Here is an 18,845-nt window from a genome sequence, read left to right as displayed (position 1 = left end):
GCTACTCGCGCTCCCGCTGATCATCGTCGTGTTGGTCGAGGCGAGCGCGCCGTTCCTGCTCGCGGCGGCTGTAGGCGGCCTGGCGCACGGCGTCCTCGTCGGCGAAACCCGACCCGAGAGCGCCGGCCACGGTGCCCATCGAGCACGACAGCCACGCGATCACGACATAGTCGTCGAAACCAGGCGCCCGGCTGAGCTGACTGGCCAGGTAGTCCGCTGGAATGACGATCGCCGACGCGATCAGCGCGATCACGAACAACACCGCATACATGATCACCACGCCGGCGCCGACGGTCAGCACCGTCGAGGTGTTGGACAAGATCGCCTCCTCGCGCAGCGAACGAGACGAGCGACGCTCCCACAGCTGGTTGTTCGCGATCAGCCACACGATCATCGCCACGACCGCGAGCAGCGCGACGGCGACATGCCGGCCGATGCCGAGTGCTGCGGCCAGGGTCCAGATGTTGGAGTAGAAGATCCCGAAAGCCGCGCCGGCAGCCGCGGCCGCCAGTGCCGGAGACAGGCTCGACACGAGCCGCCACGGTCGGTTCGCTCGGACCATCCCGGCCAGCAGACGGGCCCGACCACGCATCCCGGCCAGCCCCAGCCGCACGTCTACCGCGTCTTCGGTGCCGGCCGCTCCGGCCTCGTCGGTGTCCGCTTCCTGAGCGGCGTCATTCGTGACATCGCCCTCGGCGCTGCCCTGGGTGTGCTCGGGATCGATCTGGGTCAGCGGGCCTGCGGCGCCCCCATCATCGGTGGATTGCCGGGGTTCGGAGTCTGGAAGCAGATGGTGGGTCACCAGCCGGATGACCGTGTCGCGGGTACGCCGGTACTGGGCCAGCGCGCCGAGTGCGGGCAGCGACACCAGGCCCACCCGTTCCCTCGTGCTGGCGTCGGCCACCACCGGCTGCGAACCGGCCCGGCGCGGCAGGTCAGAGAGCAGCACCGTCGCGTCCCAACCGCCCTGATCGCGGGCGTGCGCCCCGATCTGCACCATCGGTAGGGCGCCCTGTGCGTCGAGACTGATCTTGGTGTCGCCGACCTGGACGGTCCATTGCCCACCGAGACGGTCGGCCAGTATCTCGGGCAGCTCGCCGGCCAGGTGATGGGCGAGTTTGGTCGGCAGGCCGGGATCGGCGAGCAGCCCCAGCGACCTCGTCGACCTGGCGTCGGAGCCCGTCACCGCCGCACCGCCGGTCCGGTCGAACGCGTTCGAGCCCCGGCAGGCGAGGCACGTAGGAGGGAAGAGGAAAAAGGCATGATTACTCCAGCTCCAGCAGACGGGCGTGGTCGCCCGCATGGCCGCGGCAAGGGAGCCGAGCTCGTTCACAACCCGACACGCAAGCCGGATCATGAGCGTCCAACCCGGCCGGACGCAAATCGCCTCTTGGAGGTTCTGTCGCCTGGCCTACGCCGGAGCGCTGTGCGTGGATCGCACCGAGCCGAGCCGAGCCGGGCCGGTCCCTGGCCCATGGGTGGGGCGGGGCCGTTCGCGTCCGAGGCGGGGCAGGGAGGTCGCTGACTGGATACCGACGGTCTTCGCGGGGTACTCCAAACAATGCCTGACCCCGACGAGCCACATCGCGGCGCGCGCCGGTACCCCTTCGACGTGGCTCCCCGCTATCGCCTGCTGCTGTTGCCGTTCGGCGTGTGTGACGAGTCGGATGCCTACGTCGACCTCGACAACGACCAGCTGCAGGTGCGGTTCGGACACTGGGGGCTTTCGACGCCGGTGCGCAACCTGGCCGGAGCGCAGGTCCTCGGCCCGTTCAGCGCCCCGAAAGTTCTCGGCCCCCACCTGTCGCTGGCCGACCGGGGCGCGACGTTCGGTAGCAGCACCGCACACGGCGTGTGCATCCGTTTCCATACACCGGTGCCCGGTCTCGAACCGACAGGGGCGCTACGCCATCCCGGCGTCACGGTCACGGTCGCAGAACCGCAAGCACTGGCTCGGGCCGTCGAACATCACGCTGCGGCGCAGCGCATCCACACGGCCCGGCGGGCGGAGCCGACCCCGCAGCCCGGCGCGGCCCGCAGGGCCGCGGCAGTGCTGCGCTACCCGGTGGGACTGGCGCTGAGCACGGCGCGCTACGCCCTGTGGTCAAGCCGCGTCGAGCGCACCGAACAAGCCGGCGACGCCGACGACCTGCCACCCGCGCTACCCGACCGTTTCGTCGACGCCCACCTCAAGACGATCGAGGACGGCGCAGGGCCACTGCTGCACCGCACCTTCCGGGTGTCGGTGCGCGACGCCGATACTGATGCCACCGGGCTGATCGACCGGATCACCGCTGACCTGGACCGGGCCGCGCCGTCCGAGGTGACCTCCTTCCGCAAGACCAGGGGCCGGCTCGGTGGGCTCTCGCTCGGCGACGAGTACATCGTGCAGATGCCCGCACCCTGGAACGGCCCGGTCCGGGTCGTAAACCGGGACGCGCGCTCGTTCCGGTTCGCCACGCTGGCCCACCACCTCGAGGCCGGGCAGATCGAGTTCGCCGCGCACGACGGCGACCACGGGCTGGAGTTCGGCATCGAGGCGTGGTCCCGCCCCGGTGACCGCGCGGCCGCCCTGGTGTTCGATCAGCTCAAGATCGGCAAGGAGATCCAGCTGCATATGTGGACCCAGTTCTGCGTCTCTGCGTGCGAGCTCGCGAATGGGCACGTGGACGGCCCGATCCGGATTCGCACCCGACGGGCGTCCTGGCCGCTCGCGCCGGCTACACCCAGCCAGCCGGTCCGCTCGATCAACAATCACGGTCGCCGGCGGCTCACACCGACAAGCGACTTGTGATGAACGACTGACGCGTCTGTGAGCTACAGGCATGGCAATGGACGTCTTGGCTCCGAGAGCCGACGATGTTTCGCCGGCGCTACGCAGGGAAGCCGTTGCGTTGCAAGTCGCGGACCCTAGGGTCATGGCAACCACCTCGTGGGGAGTACCTTAGGAGAGCCGCACAGAGGCTGTTCTGGCCCGAGCCGGGATACCGGACCTCATCAATCAGAACGGTTGGAATGTAATGGTTGAAGTGAATCGTACTTTCCAAGTACGGCAACCTCCAGGCGTCGTCCTCGAGTACCTGCAGGATTTCAGTCGGGCAGAGGAGTGGGACCCCGGCACGGTGTCATGCGCGCGAGTTGACAGTGGCCCGATTCAGGTGGGATCTCGCTGGAAGAACGTCTCCAAGTTCATGGGGAACAAGACCGAGCTGACCTACGAACTCGTTCAACTCGATGACGAGCGTGTCGTGTTTCGTGGCGAGAACAAAAGTGCCACCGCGACCGATGACATCGATGTGAGGCCGGGTACTGAGCCCGGCGCCGCGGCCGTGACCTACCGGGCCCACATCGACTTCCGCGGCGCCGCCAAGCTCGCGACCCCTTTGGCCAAAGTGGAGTTCGAACGGACCGGAGATAACACCGTGATCGCCCTCACCGAGGCGTTGGGCCGTTGGACTCGAGCGTGACCCTATCAGCGGCACCTGAACGGTCAACGGGGTCAGCGCCATAACCCGTGCGTCCGCAGCCAAATGGGCCCGCATGTCTTCGGAATTCGGGGTTCGAGGTTCGAAGCGCCGTGGTAGCTCTGCGGCCCACAGGAGCGGCCAGCACGCCCGTGTCTTCCTGTAAAAAATTCGGTGCTACCGTCACGGGCCCATCCCGCTCTGAGCGACGCCCGAGGGTGGTTCACGAACTGGCGGTCAGGTCGCCCGACACTCCTCCCGCCTCCACGATGACACCGGCGACGGTGCGCAGCTTGCGGTTGAGCCGCTGCGAGACGTTGACCAGGAAATCGAACGCCTGATCTTGGGTGAGGCTCTCACTACGCATCAGGATGCCGATGGCGATGCCGATCTGTCGGCTGTTGTGCAGCGCGGCCTCGAGGTTGTCGGCGTTCTCGCGCTCGCGTGCGGCGACCATGGCGATGGCGGCGTGCGCGGCCAGCACGGTTCCGATCGCGCGCGAGTGCGCGTCGAACGCGGCCGGGGTGTCCGAGTACAGGTCCAGGGCACCGGTGGTCTCCTCGGAGGTGAACAACCGGAAGGCGAGCATGCTCGCGACGGGGAGCTCCGCGGCGACGCGGCGGGCGAACCGGGGCCAGCGCTCGTCCTGGCGCAGGTCGTCGACGGTGTAGACGATGTGGTCGTGGATCGAGCTCAGGCACGGGCCTTCGCCGAGCTCGTTCTGGATGGCGTGGATTCGGTCGGCGACCTCGCTGGTGGGTGCGACGCTGGTGAGCGATCCACGCCGCTGCACCAGGGTTATCCCGGCGTAGGTACAACCCGGCACCATCTCGACCGCGCGGCGGGTCACCACCAGTCGTGTCTCCTCGGGGCAAGTGGCGGCCTGCATCTCGCGGGCGACGGCGGCGAAGGCGTCCGCGAGGTACTCGGGCTCGGATACTGACACGCCGATCAAGATACGGCCCGCCCGCGGGAAGCGTCGATGCAAGCACATTCCCGCGCTGCAGCTCTCAAGCTTGTGACGGACCTCTGCCCTTGAGCGTCGACCACTCGTGCCGAGCGCGAGAACGGCAAGCCGCAGCCAGACGCACGGCGCAGCTTCGACTGGCGCACGTGCAGTACGCGACAGCTGCTGTACCCGTCACCTATGGGGCGGTGGATGCTGCGACTACGTGTTGCCGAGTTGCCCCATGAACCGCCCGGCGTGTCCGGAGACTTGATCTTCTGAGGAGATGGAGTCATGATACGTCGCTCCCAGTTGCCCTATCCGCTTCCGGCGACGCGGGGCCGGACACGGCCGGCTCGCTCACTTGAGGGGCCAGTTGCGATGCTGCGGCTAGGGCATAGTGGCGTCCGCCAAGGTGGTGGGCGACCAGCCCGGTGACGGGCGTGGCGTCGAGGTGTAGGTCGGCCATCGCGTGTCTTCTTGAAGACCTCTCACAGTGCTTCTCGAAGGACGACACGCGATGACCGCGGCCCTTCAGCATCGACAGCCACCCAGTTCCTGCACGAGCAGCTGTCCCAGGCGAGAGTCCTGACCTGCTCCGACAGATGTTGACCACGTTCATCGGCACGCTCATGTCCGCCGGGGCCGACGCCGTGTGCGGCGATCGACGAGCTCCTCGAGACGGCGCGCGATTCGATACGACGGCCCCTAGCCTTCGAAGCATGCAGACAGTGGTCCACGAACCGGTCGGGGCGACAGTGACCGGGGTGTCGCTGCGCAATCCCGCACCCGAGATGATCGAGCGCATCCGGGGCCTCCTCGGGGAGCACGGTGTGCTCGTGCTGCCGGAGCAGCCCATCGACGATGGTGCGTTCGTCGAGTTCCTGCGCGGGTTCGGCGACCTCACGTTCACGGTTGGGGAGACGCCCGTCGAGGACTTCCCGGATCTCAACGTCGTGAGCAACGTCGGCCGCACGGTGCCCCCGCGCAGCACCTTCCACGTGGACACCAGCTATGTGCGCCGGCCACCGGCCTACACGTCGCTGCGAGCGGTGGAGATCCCGGCGCGCGGCGGGGAGACGCTGTTCACGAACCAGTACCGGGCCTACGACACGCTGCCGCCCGAGCTTCGCGAGCGCTTGGATGGGCGGACCATCACCCATGTGGTGACCGGTGTCGATCCCGGCGACAGCGCCGAGACCGCTGCCGAGCATCCGGTGTTCCGCCGGCACCCGGTCTCCGGGCGCGCTGCGCTCTACCTGTCCACGCCGACCCGCTGCGTGGCGGTGAGCGGGATGACACCGGAGGAGTCCGCGGAGACGGTCGCGGAGCTGTTCGCGCACTCGACGGCGGAGGGCAACGTGTTCCGACACGCCTGGTCGCCGGGCGACGTCGTGATCTGGGACAACGCCTGTGTGTTGCACCGTGCCGACCACGACGACGTCATGGGTGACCGTGTCATGCACAGGGGGATGGTCGCCGGTACCGACGTGCCGGCCGCGGCGTAGGTCAGTTCGGGCTCAGTCCGCGTAGGACGATGTCGACGATCGTGGCGATCGTGTCGTCGTCCGGTGGCTGTCGGTGCAGCATGGCGGCGTAGAGCACGGCGCCGTTGAGCATCAACGCGACGGCCTCCAGCTCGTCGTCGGCGGTGATACCGGCGAGCACCTCGCGCATCACTCGCTCTCCTTCGGCCGCGACCCGGTCGCGCAGGTCGGCCAGCTCCGGTGTGGCTGCGCCGAGCTGGGCCATAGCGCCGAGTGCCCGGTCGGTGCCGTGTTCGTGGATCATGGACCGGAATCCGGACATCTGGCCGATCAGGTCGGCGCGTGGCTCGCCGGTGACCGCGGCATGGTCGACCTCGGCCATCAGCGACAGCGCGGCGTGCAGAAGGTCCGCCCGGGTGGGCCAGTGCGCGTAGAGCGTCGCCTTCGAGTAGCCGGCGGCTCGGGCGACGTGTGCATGTGTCACCGCGTCCGCGCCCTGCTCCACGAGGATCCGGTAGGCGGCGCGGGGGACGTCCTGCCGTGTGCGTGCCACGCGCGGGTCCGTGCGGTCATCTGCCTGCGAGGACACGGACTCACCTCCACAATCTTCTGAACATATGGTTCAGTAGTGTTCGAGCTGTCGGCTTTCGGGTATGACGTTCAGTACGAGCTTCAGTGTTCACTACTACCGGGAGTATCTATGCCTGCCATTCTCTTCGGGTCCATCAGCACGGTCGCAGACACCTCCGAGATCCAGCGCGAGGCGTTCAACCACGCCTTCGACGACCACGGGCTCGGCTGGCGCTGGGACCGCGAACAGTACGTGGACATGCTCTCGAGCAACGGGGGCCGCGACCGGATCGCCGAGTTCGCCCGCTCCGCGAGCGCCGACGTCGACGCGGACGCAGTACACCGGACGAAGTCCGAGTGGTTCCGCCGTTTGGTGCGGGAGAACCCGCTGTCACCGAGGTCGGGCGTCGTCGAGACGATCTCCGCCGCGCGCCGCAACGGCCAGCGGGTGGCGCTGGTGACCACCACGTCGCCGGAGAACGTCGCGGCCGTGATCGAGGCGCTGGCGCTCGACGAGGGATTCGACCTCGTCGTGGACTCCACTCAGGTCGACAAGCCCAAGCCGGACGGCGCGGCCTACATCTTCGCGCTCGAGCAGCTCGGCGAGTCCGCCGAGGCCTGCGTCGCGATCGAGGACAACGTCGGCGGCGTCGACGCCGCACGCGAAGCCGGCATCACGTGCGTCGCCTTCCCCAACGCCAACACCTCGGGCCACGACTTCGGCGCCGCAGACGAGCGGGTCGACCGGCTCGAGTATCCGGCGCTGCTCGCCCACCTGCCCCACGCCTGATCGACCGAACCGGAGACTGCACATGAGCCACCCCCACGCGAGCGTCTCGGCGACCGAGCGAGCCTTCCACGTCGAAGGCTACGAAAAGATCGACTTCAGCCTGGTCTACGTCGACGGAGCGTTCGACCCGGCCCACGCCGAGCTGGCCGACGCCTACCGGCCCTACGGGCGTTGCCTGATGGTCGTCGACGAGAAAGTCCTGGGCCTGCACGGGGACCGGATCCGGCACTACTTCGCCCGCCACGGTATCGACCTGACCGTGTTCGGAGTGCAGATCGCGGAGACCGCGAAGAGCCTGCACACGGTGGAGCGGATCATCGACGCGTTCGGCGAGTTCGGCCTCGTCCGCACCGAGCCGGTACTCGTCGTAGGCGGCGGGCTGACCACCGATGTCGCTGGTTTCGCCTGCGCATCGTTTCGCCGCGGCACCCCCTACATCCGCGTTCCGACGACGGTGATCGGGCAGGTCGACGCCAGTGTCGCGATCAAGGTCGCGGTCAACCACGGAAAGAGCAAGAACCGCATCGGCGCCTACCACGCCTCCCAGATGGTGATCCTCGACCCGACGCTGCTGGCCACGCTCCCGCTCGACCAGGTCCGCAACGGCATGGCCGAACTGATCAAGATCTCGGTCGTCGCGAACAGCGCAACGTTCGACCTGATCGAGGAGCACGGTGAGGAGCTGATGGCCACCGGGTTCGGCCACGGTGAGGGCGGCAGCCGTGAGCTGCGCGAGCTGGCGCACAAGTTCACCTACGACGCGGTGCAGACCATGCTCGAACTCGAGGTGCCGAACCTGCACGAACTCGACCTCGACCGCGAGATCGCCTACGGGCACACGTGGAGCCCGACACTCGAGCTGGCACCGGACGTGCCGATGTTCCACGGCCACGCGATCAGCGTCGACATGGCCCTGTCGGCGACAGTCGCCGAGCGCCGCAACTACATCACCGCCCGCAGCCGGGACCGGATCCACGGCGTGATGAGCCGGCTGGGGCTATCGCTGGACAGCTCCTACCTGACCTCGGGGCTCCTGGCGCGAGCTACCGAGTCGATCGTGCAGACCCGCGGCGGGCTGTTGCGCGCGGCGGTGCCCCGCCCGATCGGCACCTGCCACTTCATCAACGACCTCACCGCGACCGAGCTGGAACAGGCACTGGCCGCGCACAAGGACCTCGTGGGTGCGCTGCCTCGCGCCGGTGAGGGTATCGACGTCTACGCCCCGGCGGAGGCGGCGTGAGTTTCGCCCGGTCGGGGGTCCGGCCGGCGCGCCCGGTCACGCCGGTGACGATCGCGGCCGAGCGGCTGCACCGTCTCGCCGAGCGGCTCGACGGCGACGCCGGCGCCGAGGCGCGAGCAGTCGCCGCACTGATCGGCGGTCTGGACCCCTACGTGGCCGCGTGCACCACGCCGGAATCGGCGGCGCTGCGGGCGTTGGCGGAGCGCACGCGTACCCACAGCTGGGGCTCGGGCCCACTCGAGCAGGAGATGCTCTCCGGGCATGTCGAGGGCCGGACCCTGGCGTTTCTCGTGCACGCCACCCGGGCCCGGCGGGTTCTGGAGATCGGCATGTTCACCGGCTACTCCGCGCTGGCGATGGCCGAGGCCCTGCCGACCGGTGGCACCGTGACTGCGTGTGAGATCGACGCGGACGTCGCTGAACTGGCCCGATCAAGCTTCGCGCCCTCCGAGGCCGGCGCCCGGATCTCGATCCGCCTGGGGCCGGCCACGCAGACGCTGCACGAGCTCGCCGACGCCGGTGAGTCGTTCGACCTCGTGTTCATCGACGCGGACAAGGGCGGCTACGCCGACTACCTCGAGCTGCTGCTCACGACCGGCCTGCTGGCATCCGACGCGCTGATCTGCGTGGACAACACCCTGATGCAGGGCGAACCGTGGAGCGGCGCGGAAGCCAGTTCGAACGGCGCGGCGATCGCGGCGTTCAACCGGGCCGTGGCCCACGACCCGCGGGTGGAACAGGTGGTGTTGCCGTTGCGCGACGGCCTGACCCTGATTCGGCAGGTCTAGATGACACGCGCACGCACACTGGCCACGATCGCGCTGCTGACCGCCGCGCTCCCGCTCAACGCCGCCGTCACCGCGCTGGCGTGGCTACGGCGCCCCGTCGCGACACCGACGCCGGTGGCCGAACCGCGCACGATCCTGCTCAGCGGCGGGAAGATGACCAAGGCACTGGCGCTGGCCCGCGCGTTCCACCAGGCTGGTCACCGCGTCGTGCTGGTCGAGTCGTCGCGCTACCGGATCACCGGGCACCGGTTCTCCCGTGCGGTGGACCGGTTCCACACCGTGCCGGAGCCTTCCGACCCCCGCTACGTCGAGGCGCTGCTGACGATCGTGCAGTCTGAGGGCGTCGACGTCTACGTCCCCGTGTGCAGCCCGGCCTCCAGCGTCGCTGACGCCCACGCGAAGCCGCTGCTGGAGCCACACTGCGAGGTGCTGCACCCCGGGCCCGATGTGATCGGCCTGCTCGACGACAAGGACGCCTTCGCCGCGACCGCCGCCTCGTTCGGGCTCGACGTGCCCGAGACGCACCGGATCACCGACCCCGCCCAGGTCACGACCTTCGACTTCGCCGCGCGCCCGGGCCGGACGTTCGTCCTCAAGAGCATCGCCTACGACCCGGTACGCCGCCTCGACCTCACCCCGCTCCCACGCCCGACGCCCGCCCAGACCGAGGCGTTCGCGCGGTCGCTGCCGATCTCGGCGCAGAACCCCTGGATCCTGCAGGAGTTCGTGCGCGGTCAGGAGTTCTGCACGCACAGCACCGTGCGCGACGGTGAAGTGACGCTGCACGGGTGCTGTGTGTCGTCGTCGTTCCAGGTGAACTACGCGCACCTGGACCGGCCGGACATCGAGAAGTGGGTACGGCACTTCGTCGGCGAGCTCGGCGTCACCGGACAGCTCTCGTTCGACTTCATCGAAGCCGACGACGGGCGGGTCTACGCGATCGAGTGCAACCCGCGCACCCACTCGGCGATCACGATGTTCCACGACCACCCGGGCGTCGCCGACGCCTACCTGCACGGCAGCTCACCGACCGTGACTCCTTCGGCGTCCAGCCGCCCGACCTACTGGATCTACCACGAACTATGGCGGCTGCTCACCGGGCCGGACCGCGCCGCGCGGCTGCGCACCATCATCAACGGGACCGACGCCATCCTCTCGGCCGCCGACCCGCTGCCGTTCCTGCTCGTGCACCACCTGCAGATCCCGTGGCTGCTGCTGCGGGCCCTGCGCCGCGGCTCGGACTGGGTACGGATCGACTTCAACATCGGCAAGATCGTCGAACCGGCGGGGGACTAGATGCGGACGTACCGACCCGGAGGACCCGTCGACACGCTCCAGGCTCCGGCCGGACAAGCAACCTCGAGCCGACGGGTTTTGCATCTCACCGGCTCGGCAGTCTCCGACGAGCTCGCCGACCTGTCACTGCTCTACGCCCGGGGCTGCCTGACCGCCACCGCCGACCCGGACCACTACGAGACCCACATCGCCCACGTGAGTCCCGACGGCCGCTGGAGGTTCCCCGCCTCCCTCGACCCGCAGGTACTCGACACAGCGGCCCCGGTGACCGCCGGCGACGCGATCCGCAGGATCACGGAGCTGGAACCGGACGTCATGGTCCCGCAGATGTTCTGTCGACCCGGGATGACCAACTACCGGGCCCTGTTCGACGTGCTCGGTGTCCCCTATCTCGGCAACACCCCGGACGCGACCGCACTGTCGGTGGACAAGCACCGGGCCAGAACTCTCGTCGCGGCAGCCGGTGTCCACGTCCCCCACGCGGAGCTGCTGCGGCCGGGACAGACACCGACGATCGCAGGTCCCGTCGTCGTGAAGCCTGCGGACGCCGACAACTCCTCCGGCGTGACCCTGGTGCGCTCACCTGAGGACTACGAGCCTGCCCTGTCCGAAGCGTTCCGGCACTCGCGCACCGCACTCGTCGAACGCTACGTCGAGCTGGGCCGCGAAGTGCGGTGCGGCCTGATCGAATACGGCGGAGATCTGGTGTGCCTACCGCTCGAGGAGTACGCGATGGACGCCGCGTCGAAGCCGATCCGCGGCTACGACGACAAGCTCGCCCGTAGCAGCGACGGCGACCTGCGCCTGATGGCCAAGGATGGCGAACGGGCATGGATCGTCGACCCCACCGACCCGGTGACCGCGCCCGTCTGGGAAGCAGCCCGAGCCTGTTACACGGCATTGGGCTGCCGCCAGTACGGCCTGTTCGACTTCCGGATCGACCCGGACGGACGTCCCTGGTTCCTCGAAGCAGGCCTCTACTGCTCGTTCGCACCCACCAGCGTCATCACCATGATGGCCGAAGCCGCCGACATCACTTTGCCCGACCTGTTCCGATCATGTGTCGACTCCGCAACGTCGATGCAGTGACAACGGGGCAGGGCTGAGGCGTCAGCCGTGAGTCTCGCGCTCTGGGGGAGAGGGCGGCACGCACCGACGGCACCACGAGCGGGTCAATTCGAACCGAGTTCGTCCGCGCGTAGCGGAGATATCCGGAATGCTGACCGGAACCGTCAGCTGGACCGGGCCGGAGCGAGCGAAAGTGGCCCGGGCCAGGTAGGTCAGGCCGGCCCGCACGACACCCATCACGACCGGCCGACGAGGGGGCACCGGCTCGCCATCGTCGGTGGCCGGTCCGTCCGCGAGAGGCGCAGCCGGATTCTCTCATTCGGTCAGGCGCCGCCAGATCGCTCGCCGGCCCGCGGCGTCGCGGCTGCCTCCGACCTGGGAGAGAATATCTCTCTGTTCTGCAGTGCCTCCTCCGCCGGCGCTGGCCCGCTCAGCCTCAGCCAGTTCACGGGCGGCGGTCGCGTCGGCGCGATCTGTGGGGGTCTGCTGGTCGTTGTCGCTGCTGTGTTGTGCGTCGACCGGGCCGCCGTGGGCGACGCGGTGATAGGGGCTGCTGTCGGGCAGGCGGCCGGTGAATCGGCCGTAGGCGCCCAGTACCAGTAGCAACGCGCCGGCCACGAGGCTGAACACGACGTTGGACATCCGGAACGACAACACGTTGAACGGGGTCGCCAACACGAGGACGTTGAGGACTCCGGAAGCCATGAACAGCGCGCCGACCACGACGCTGGTCGTCGAGGCCAGGCGACCGCCACGGACGGCGGCGACGATCAGGATCGTGCCGAACACCACCGAGATCGCCGAGAGCAGCCCATTGGAAGACAGTCCGAGTACCGGCGGCCCGCTGGTGGCGAAGAACTCCAGCCTGTTGACGAACCCCAACAGCCCGAACACCCACAACCCCAGCCCGAGCACGAACCCAGCTATGCGGTGCAGCCATCCAAGGGTGCCGCCGCCGGCCACATCGTGCCTCGGCGGCGTCTGTTGCCGGTCACCCTCAGCTTCTCGACTCATCTCGGTCCTTCCGATCATCACACGTCATGGCGCGTACCTGCGACGATGTCGTGCTTCGCAGGCGGGGGCGCCGTGCGCGTCGCTGCTGCACCATGTTCCAGCGTTCGCGCTCGCCCACACCGCCCCAGGTCCCGAAGGGCTCCTCGATCCGCAACGAGTACTCCAGACACTCCTGCGCAACCGGGCAACCGGCGCAGACCTGCTTGGCCTGCTCCTCGCGGCGCCGCCACGCCGGTCCACGCTCGCCGGGCGGGTGAAAGAACGCGGCGAGGTCCATCCCGCGACATGCGGCTTGAAGCTGCCAGTCCCACTCGCCGGTTACCGGATCCGGTAACCGAACCGTGTAGGCCATCGCGAACACCTCCGTTATGCACTTACCGAAACCGTGGCACAACCGTTGCGAACCTGCCACTCGAGCGGCGAGATGGGCAGTTCGGTCGTCGGTGGGTCAGCATGGGGTCGTGACCAGACCAGCCGGCGCCGAGGCGGACGACCCGTCCCCGCCGGTGTGGACCGCGGCCGCGGTGGCGCGCCGGCTCGGAGTGTCGCCGGCGACGCTGCGCAGCTGGGGGGCCCGCTACGGGGTAGGCCCGCCCGGGCACCAGGCCGGTCGGTACCGCCGCTACTCCAGCCTCGACGTCGCCGAGCTGGACATGATGCGCCGCCTGCACCGCGAGGGAGTGCCGATGGCGACCGCGGCCTCGATCGCCCGCGACCGACACCGCGATACCGAGCACTACCGTGCCGAAACCGTCTCCGTGACGTCGAAAGGACCCGAAAACCTCGACGACGTCTCGCCCGACGAGCTCAGCGCGCTGATCCGCGCCGTCCGCCGTCTCGACGCCGACTCCGCTGTACGGGCACTACAGGCCGGTTTCACCCGCCGCGGAGTCGTGAGCACCTGGAATCAGTTGTGTCGGCCGGCCCTTACATACACCGCGCTCAACGCCGAGGTTCCCGACGTCCCAGGCGGGACCTCGGGTGCAAGTCTGCATCCGACGGCGTCCGTGGACGCCGAGTGTGTTCTGGTCTGGGCGATCACCACCAGCCTGCACCGTCTCCCCGCGCCGCCACCCGCGCCACCGGACATCGGACACATCCTGTTGGCCTGCACGGCCGGCGAGCTGCACACGCTGGCCCTCGACGCTGTCCTCGCGGGCCTGGGTGAAGAACACCTTTCGGCCCGCACACTCGGTCCATCCGTACCCACCCCCGCCCTCGTGCATGCCGCGGAAACCGTTCGCCCCGCCGCGGTGCTGCTCTGGTCGCAGGCCCCCGCGACCGCACACCTCGACACGCTCCGGGTGTTGTTGCCGCACTCGAGCACGGTCATCGCGGCCGGCCCCGGGTGGACCCGCGATGACCTGCCGGCCGGTGTGCGCACCGCCCACAGCCTCGACGAGGCCATCGACCACGCCCGTCGCGCCGCGACACCCCGACCGGCGTCCCAGCGGGGGAGATGATCCGGGCCGCGCCGCGATGGCGGGCGCTGCACGGCACGAGACACATTCGTGACCCGTCCGTCGTGCCTGGCCAGCCCGCTCGGTGCTGTGCGCCGCGCGGATGGTGGCGGCGAGGTTTGGGACAGACCGCCCGTACCGGCCAATCCGGGGAAGTCGCTCTCGTGCAAACTCCCTTGATGAGTGAGATAGTTGCTCGATGAGCGAGATGACCACGCGGCCGCCTTCCAGGGGCGCGGCCGCGCTGGCCTGGCCGGGTTCGTTGTCGCAGTCGTTGTCGTGGCTGCAGTGGGTGGGTTGGCCGCGTCCAATGCCGGCGCCGACTATCTGGCTCTGCAACGACCGACGTGGGCGCCGCCGGCGTGGTTGTTCGGCCCGGTGTGGTCAGTGCTCTACTTCATGATCGCCGTAGCCGGGTGGCTGGTGTGGCGAAGCTCCGGTTGGCCGGCTGCCCGCTTAGCTCTGGCGGTCTACGCACTGCAGCTGGTGCTGAACCTGCTGTGGACGCCGATGTTCTTCGGGCTCGGCTCTATCGGACTCGCTGCCATCGAGATCGTCGTGCTGTGGTTGTCGGTGGTGACCACCATCGTCCTGTTCGCCCGCCATACCCGCCTCGGAGCGGTTCTGTTGCTGCCCTACCTGGGCTGGGTGACCTTCGCCGGCGCCTTGAACATCGCGATCTGGACGCTGAACTAGTACTTCAGTCGCAAGTCGCAATCTTGCGCAGTGGCGGTCGCGGACGTGAGACGGCCACGGCCTGATCGTACTTTTGTTGTATGGACTTCAGCTGATCACGCTGTTGGTCTGGTTGGACGATGCCGGCTGCAGGACGGCCGAGGCGGCAGTCACGAGCGTGCGGGACTCGAACTCGAGCCGTGTCAGGTCGCCGGGCAAGGCACGTTCGGTCAGGAGGCCGTTGACGACGGTCAGGAGGAACCGAGCGTGGTGTTCGAGCTCGCCGGGTGCGAGCGCTCCCTCGTCGCGCAGGCGCACCAACCATTTCTCGACGTAGTGCACGGCGAGTCGTTCGAGTGCCAGGAAGGCGTGGACGGCGTCGTCGGACGGGGGCGAGGCGACGTAGGCGGCGTGTTGTGCGCGCCAGTGTTCGCGCGCCGTCTCACCCGTCCCCACCTGCGCCAACAGTAGCTGTAGGCACGCCACGAGTCGTTCGGCCGGCGGACGTTCGGGGTCCTGCATCGGATCGTCGGGCAGGTCGACGGTGTAGATGCCGGCGACCACGGTGTCGATCAGTGCTCGCTGCGTCGGGAAGAAGTGGCGCAGCGACCCCGTACTGACGCCGGCGCGTGCGGAGACCGCGCGCACGCTGAGCTTGGCCGTCGGATCCTCGCCGAGCATCGTCGCCGCAGCGATCAAGATTTTGTCTCGCGTGCTTCGCCCCATACGTCCGCTCACCCCTCCGGGCAGTGTGTCCTCCCTGTCTATCACAGTGTGCTACTTTTCAGCCATCACACCGTGCTAGTCGCAGCGACCACGAGGAGCAGGCAATGACAGTGCCCGACCACCAACCCTGGATCCTTCGAGGTGACCGCCCAGAGCAGAGTCCCGCGGTGCCGGCCGGCGTCGAGTACCACCGCGTGTATGCGGGACAGAGCCGGCGCATCCTGCGTGGTGTCCTCGCGATCGTGCTGCTCGTGGCCGGGTTCGTCGGGTTCGCGGTCTTGTTCCAGCACCTCTCGGAGGTGGTCGACGCTGCCCTGTTCGGACGGTCGGGACCGTCGACGCCGCTACGACAGGCCGCGGGCGCGCTGGCGCTGGCTGCGCTGATCCCGTACTGCATGCTGCTGCAGCGGGTCCTTTACGGGGTGCCTGCGGGGTCGCTGCACTCGGTGGCGGGCCGCTTCCGTTTCGGCGTTCTCGGCCGAACCCTTCTGGTGTTCGGGCCGCCGGTCCTGGTCGTGGTCGCCGTCGGGGCGCTGGGCGGCGATGGCGGGTCGGCCCCGTGGACGACCGCCGATCTCGTCTGGTTCTTCGTCATCGGGATGGTGCTGACTCCGCTCGGTGCGGCCGGTGAGGAGTACGGCTTCCGCGGCCTGATGTTCCGTGTCCTCGGTGGCTGGACCCGTGGAGCCCGATCCGGTGCGATCCTCGGCATCGTCGTGACGACGGTGCTGTTCTCGCTGATCCACGGAACGCTCGACCCGTTCCTGTTCACCTCCTACCTCGTGCTGTTCTCGTCGATGGCGATCGTCACCTGGCGCACGGGTGGGCTCGAGGTCGCGGTCGTCCTGCACGGCGTCTACAACGTCTCCGCCCTCGTGCTCGGCACGACCCTGCACGTCGACGTCGGTGCCGAGCTCGCGAACCGGTCGGCGGCGGTCGGTTCTTGGGCGAACCTCGTCCCCAGCGCGGTGCTTGTCGTCATCACCGCGATCATCTGGTGGGCGACCCGCAGCCACGGTCCGACACGCACTCCGGAGAACGGGTGGCCGACGAGCGGTGCTCGAGGCACCGGACCACACGCGAAGACGCTCGCCGGCCGGTGAACGCACGAGCGCTGACACGGCGTCGGAGAACGATGTGCCACTCCGCGACGAACACGGGAGAGAGACGGGATCGGTGAGCTCGAGCTGGAACGAACGCCGCCTGAGCAGGCGCGCGAAGCCGGGCGACGGGACTGCCCAGAGCTCAGTTGACCCGATCTCGGTAGGTGGGTCAGGCCGCGTGGGCGGTGTTGTGCAGTGTCTCGAACTCGACCGGAGTCAGCCGACCGAGGCTCTGCTGTCTGCGTCGGCGGTGGTAGGTGGTCTCGATCCAGGTCACGATCGCCAGTCGTAGTTCGGTCCGGGTGTTCCAGCGCCGGCGGTTGAGCACGTTCTTCTGCAGCAGGCTGAAGAACGACTCCATCGCGGCGTTGTCGGCGCAGGTGCCGACCCGTCCCATCGAGCCCCGTAGCCGGGCTCTGCGGAGTTCTCGCTGGTAGGCGTGTGATCGAAATTGACTGCCGCGGTCGGAATGGACCACCGTCGGCGCGAGGAAGCCTCGCTGATTCACGGCGTTGCGCAGCGCGTTGACCGCCAGCACCGAGGTCATGCGGGCGTCGATTGAGTAGCCCACGATCCGCTTCGAGCAGGCATCCTTGACTGCGCAGAGATAGAGCTTGCCCTCACCGGTGGGGTGTTCGGTGATGTCGGTGAGCCAGAGCTGGTTCGGGCGGGCCGCGGTGAACTCGCGGCGGACGAGGTCGTCGTGCACCGGTGGTCCGGGCCGGCGGGTGCGGCCGCGCTTGCGGGCGTGGACCGACCAGAGCTTCTGCTGGCTGCACAACTTGCCGACCCGGGTCCGGGAGGCGGTGTGGCCCTGCGTGGCGAGTTCGTCGGCGATGAAGCGGTAGCCGAACTCGGGGTCGTCGTGGTGGACGTCGAACGCGGCGTTGATCAGGTGCGCGTCGTCGTAGTCACGGTCGGAGACCGGCTTGGCGCGCCACTGGTAGAAGGCCTGCTTGGAGAAGCCCAGCACCCGGCAGGTCACCGCGACAGGGATCTTGTCGTCGGCGAGGTCGAGGACCAGCGGGTACATCATTTTGGGAGGACGTCGCGGGCGAAGTAGGCGGTCGCGCGGCGCAGGATCTCGTTCTCCTGCTCGAGCTGCTTCGTCCGCCTGCGCAGCTCACGGTTCTCCGCTTCGAGGTCCGTCCCGGCCGTCGGCCCAGCAGGGGCTGACTCGCCAGGCTCGATGCCGTCCTCGCGGTCGGCGATGCGCAGCCAGCGCGACAGGCAGGACTCCGAGACTCCGAAGCTTCGGGCGACCTGAGCGATCGACTGGTCGCCCTGGCGGGCGACCGCGACCACATCGCGGCGGAACTCGGTCGGGAACGGCTTGGGCACGGTGTTGATCCTTCCAGCGAGGAGGACGTCCTCACAGGTCAGGAGTCAACCGAAGTCTGGGCAGTCCCACGGGACGGGCGCTGAAGCCCTTCCGCTGGTGGCAGATGATGCGCCGCTCGGTGCTGTCGATCACGCTCCCGGTCCAGGGGCGCCCGGTCGTGCACACGGTCGAGGTCAAGCACGGCGGGGACGCCCAGACCGGTGTGGTCCGGGCCGGGCTGTACCTCGACGGCCACCTCCGGCTGGGGTCGAAGCTGCCGGCGCGATTCCCCGTCGCGGGCGGTCACATCGAGGTCCGCACCAGCGAAGGAGGCATGCGCCGCTGTCATTTCGTCGGCGACGACGGGACGGAGCAGCGCCTCGTCCCCGACCCGCGCTCCGCCGAGGGACGGCGCATGCGGTTCGCGCGTGAGCACCCCGCCGCGAGCGGGCTCATCGGGGCCGTCTCGATTCTGCTGCTGCTGATCGGGGTCGGTGTGAATCTGCTGCAGCTCGTGGAACCGATCTCCCAGATCCCGCCGATCGGCGCGGCCGTGGGCACATTCGAGTCGCCGCTGCGTCTGCCGCTGTGGCTCAACCTCGCACTCGGCTTCGGCGCGGCGGCCGGTGCCATCGAGCGCGCGATGCGCATGCGGTACCACTGGCTTCTCGATGGCGGCGCCGGCACTTAGCCCTTCCACCTCCACCCGGCGATACGTCCGACGCTGCGGGCCCTGCTGCTCGATCAACGTTTCCGGTCACTACAACTAGCGCGGTGGAGGTCGACGGATGGCTGGCCAATAGAGGATCTGGCGCCGGAGGTGGTGTCCGACGCGGCTAGGTTGACCGCGTTGACGGTTCGGTTCGGGCGCGGTGCCGGGCTGGCATCCGCACTGCC

General features: G+C 68.7%; 19 protein-coding genes. 12 read left to right on the top strand and 7 right to left on the bottom strand.

Annotated features, from left to right (window positions below):
* Window position 1: 1 nt before the first annotated feature.
* The gene (locus I4I78_RS00205; protein ID WP_218609075.1) at window positions 2–1,333 is read right to left on the bottom strand and encodes a hypothetical protein; all 1,332 of its coding nucleotides are present in this window, start codon (window positions 1,331–1,333) and stop codon (window positions 2–4) included.
* Window positions 1,334–1,612: 279 nt separating this feature from the next.
* On the opposite strand from I4I78_RS00205, the gene I4I78_RS33620 reads away from it, so the two are divergent.
* Together I4I78_RS33620 and I4I78_RS00195 are read left to right on the top strand one after the other, a co-directional pair.
* Window positions 1,613–2,794 carry a DUF1990 family protein gene (locus I4I78_RS33620; RefSeq protein WP_218609074.1) on the top strand — a complete coding sequence of 394 codons (1,182 nt, stop codon included), beginning with the start codon at window positions 1,613–1,615 and terminating at the stop codon, window positions 2,792–2,794.
* Between the two features lie 226 nt (window positions 2,795–3,020).
* Window positions 3,021–3,467, top strand: coding sequence for an SRPBCC family protein (locus I4I78_RS00195; protein WP_218609073.1), 447 nt, complete (start codon window positions 3,021–3,023; stop codon window positions 3,465–3,467).
* Between the two features lie 220 nt (window positions 3,468–3,687).
* Here I4I78_RS00195 and I4I78_RS00190 read toward each other — a convergent pair whose 3' ends face one another.
* Entirely contained in the window at window positions 3,688–4,410 is a 723-nt protein-coding gene (locus I4I78_RS00190) for a GAF and ANTAR domain-containing protein (RefSeq protein WP_218609072.1), read from the bottom strand.
* A 722-nt stretch (window positions 4,411–5,132) separates the two neighbouring features.
* Between I4I78_RS00190 and I4I78_RS00185 the strand changes: the two genes are divergently transcribed.
* Complete coding sequence (locus I4I78_RS00185; protein WP_218609071.1) at window positions 5,133–5,918, top strand: TauD/TfdA family dioxygenase; 786 nt, start codon at window positions 5,133–5,135, stop codon at window positions 5,916–5,918.
* Window position 5,919: 1 nt separating this feature from the next.
* Here I4I78_RS00185 and I4I78_RS00180 read toward each other — a convergent pair whose 3' ends face one another.
* Window positions 5,920–6,450 (bottom strand): TetR/AcrR family transcriptional regulator, encoded by a 531-nt coding sequence (locus tag I4I78_RS00180; protein ID WP_218609070.1) that lies wholly within the window; start codon window positions 6,448–6,450, stop codon window positions 5,920–5,922.
* A gap of 147 nt (window positions 6,451–6,597) precedes the next feature.
* Between I4I78_RS00180 and I4I78_RS00175 the strand changes: the two genes are divergently transcribed.
* The 5 genes from I4I78_RS00175 (at window position 6,598) to I4I78_RS00155 (ending at window position 11,670) form a co-directional block, all read left to right on the top strand.
* A complete protein-coding gene (locus I4I78_RS00175; RefSeq protein ID WP_218609069.1) occupies window positions 6,598–7,257 on the top strand; it encodes an HAD family phosphatase in 660 nt (219 codons plus the stop codon).
* Between the two features lie 22 nt (window positions 7,258–7,279).
* Window positions 7,280–8,497: a sedoheptulose 7-phosphate cyclase gene (locus tag I4I78_RS00170; RefSeq protein WP_218609068.1), complete on the top strand. Its 1,218-nt coding sequence runs from the start codon at window positions 7,280–7,282 to the stop codon at window positions 8,495–8,497.
* A complete protein-coding gene (locus I4I78_RS00165) occupies window positions 8,494–9,285 on the top strand; it encodes a class I SAM-dependent methyltransferase (protein ID WP_218609067.1) in 792 nt (263 codons plus the stop codon). Before I4I78_RS00170 ends, I4I78_RS00165 begins: the two co-directional genes overlap by 4 nt.
* Complete coding sequence (locus I4I78_RS00160; protein ID WP_218609066.1) at window positions 9,286–10,581, top strand: ATP-grasp enzyme; 1,296 nt, start codon at window positions 9,286–9,288, stop codon at window positions 10,579–10,581.
* A gap of 78 nt (window positions 10,582–10,659) precedes the next feature.
* The gene (locus I4I78_RS00155; protein ID WP_226378822.1) at window positions 10,660–11,670 is read left to right on the top strand and encodes a D-alanine--D-alanine ligase; all 1,011 of its coding nucleotides are present in this window, start codon (window positions 10,660–10,662) and stop codon (window positions 11,668–11,670) included.
* A gap of 294 nt (window positions 11,671–11,964) precedes the next feature.
* Here I4I78_RS00155 and I4I78_RS00150 read toward each other — a convergent pair whose 3' ends face one another.
* On the bottom strand, window positions 11,965–12,663 hold the full coding sequence (locus I4I78_RS00150) for a DUF4383 domain-containing protein (RefSeq protein WP_218609064.1): 699 nt from the start codon (window positions 12,661–12,663) through the stop codon (window positions 11,965–11,967).
* Window positions 12,647–13,015, bottom strand: a complete 369-nt coding sequence (locus I4I78_RS00145; RefSeq protein ID WP_218609063.1) for a WhiB family transcriptional regulator — start codon at window positions 13,013–13,015, stop codon at window positions 12,647–12,649. Before I4I78_RS00145 ends, I4I78_RS00150 begins: the two co-directional genes overlap by 17 nt.
* Window positions 13,016–13,031: 16 nt before the next feature.
* On the opposite strand from I4I78_RS00145, the gene I4I78_RS00140 reads away from it, so the two are divergent.
* Together I4I78_RS00140 and I4I78_RS00135 are read left to right on the top strand one after the other, a co-directional pair.
* Entirely contained in the window at window positions 13,032–14,126 is a 1,095-nt protein-coding gene (locus I4I78_RS00140; protein ID WP_226378821.1) for a MerR family transcriptional regulator, read from the top strand.
* Window positions 14,127–14,315: 189 nt separating this feature from the next.
* Window positions 14,316–14,819, top strand: coding sequence for a TspO/MBR family protein (locus I4I78_RS00135; protein WP_226378820.1), 504 nt, complete (start codon window positions 14,316–14,318; stop codon window positions 14,817–14,819).
* 87 nt (window positions 14,820–14,906) lie between these two features.
* Here the strand turns inward: I4I78_RS00135 and I4I78_RS00130 are convergent, their stop codons facing one another.
* Window positions 14,907–15,536 carry a TetR/AcrR family transcriptional regulator gene (locus tag I4I78_RS00130; protein ID WP_308251824.1) on the bottom strand — a complete coding sequence of 210 codons (630 nt, stop codon included), beginning with the start codon at window positions 15,534–15,536 and terminating at the stop codon, window positions 14,907–14,909.
* Window positions 15,537–15,628: 92 nt separating this feature from the next.
* Between I4I78_RS00130 and I4I78_RS00125 the strand changes: the two genes are divergently transcribed.
* Entirely contained in the window at window positions 15,629–16,627 is a 999-nt protein-coding gene (locus tag I4I78_RS00125) for a CPBP family intramembrane glutamic endopeptidase (protein ID WP_218609061.1), read from the top strand.
* A 169-nt stretch (window positions 16,628–16,796) separates the two neighbouring features.
* Here the strand turns inward: I4I78_RS00125 and I4I78_RS00120 are convergent.
* Window positions 16,797–17,968 (bottom strand): IS3 family transposase gene (locus I4I78_RS00120; RefSeq protein WP_218609060.1). Its coding sequence is split into 2 segments (ribosomal slippage): window positions 16,797–17,671 and window positions 17,671–17,968, totalling 1,173 coding nucleotides; the frame shifts between segments, so codons are not numbered across the junction.
* A 119-nt stretch (window positions 17,969–18,087) separates the two neighbouring features.
* Here I4I78_RS00120 and I4I78_RS00115 point away from each other — a divergent pair.
* Window positions 18,088–18,639 (top strand): hypothetical protein, encoded by a 552-nt coding sequence (locus tag I4I78_RS00115; protein ID WP_308251823.1) that lies wholly within the window; start codon window positions 18,088–18,090, stop codon window positions 18,637–18,639.
* The last annotated feature ends 206 nt before the right edge of the window (window positions 18,640–18,845 follow it).

This window comes from Pseudonocardia sp. KRD291 (genome assembly GCF_019263595.1).
Taxonomy (GTDB): domain Bacteria; phylum Actinomycetota; class Actinomycetes; order Mycobacteriales; family Pseudonocardiaceae; genus Pseudonocardia.
The sequence above is the reverse complement of the archived record's forward strand: the minus strand, read 5'-3'. Positions and strand labels throughout refer to the sequence as shown.

Coding starts and splice junctions, on each gene's coding strand:
- I4I78_RS00195 (WP_218609073.1), top strand. CDS start 3,021: ATGGTTGAAGTGAATCGTACTTTCCAAGTACGGCAACCTCCAGGCGTC.
- I4I78_RS00185 (WP_218609071.1), top strand. CDS start 5,133: ATGCAGACAGTGGTCCACGAACCGGTCGGGGCGACAGTGACCGGGGTG.
- I4I78_RS00175 (WP_218609069.1), top strand. CDS start 6,598: ATGCCTGCCATTCTCTTCGGGTCCATCAGCACGGTCGCAGACACCTCC.
- I4I78_RS00170 (WP_218609068.1), top strand. CDS start 7,280: ATGAGCCACCCCCACGCGAGCGTCTCGGCGACCGAGCGAGCCTTCCAC.
- I4I78_RS00160 (WP_218609066.1), top strand. CDS start 9,286: ATGACACGCGCACGCACACTGGCCACGATCGCGCTGCTGACCGCCGCG.
- I4I78_RS00150 (WP_218609064.1), bottom strand. CDS start 12,663: ATGAGTCGAGAAGCTGAGGGTGACCGGCAACAGACGCCGCCGAGGCAC.
- I4I78_RS00145 (WP_218609063.1), bottom strand. CDS start 13,015: ATGGCCTACACGGTTCGGTTACCGGATCCGGTAACCGGCGAGTGGGAC.
- I4I78_RS00140 (WP_226378821.1), top strand. CDS start 13,032: ATGCACTTACCGAAACCGTGGCACAACCGTTGCGAACCTGCCACTCGA.
- I4I78_RS00125 (WP_218609061.1), top strand. CDS start 15,629: ATGACAGTGCCCGACCACCAACCCTGGATCCTTCGAGGTGACCGCCCA.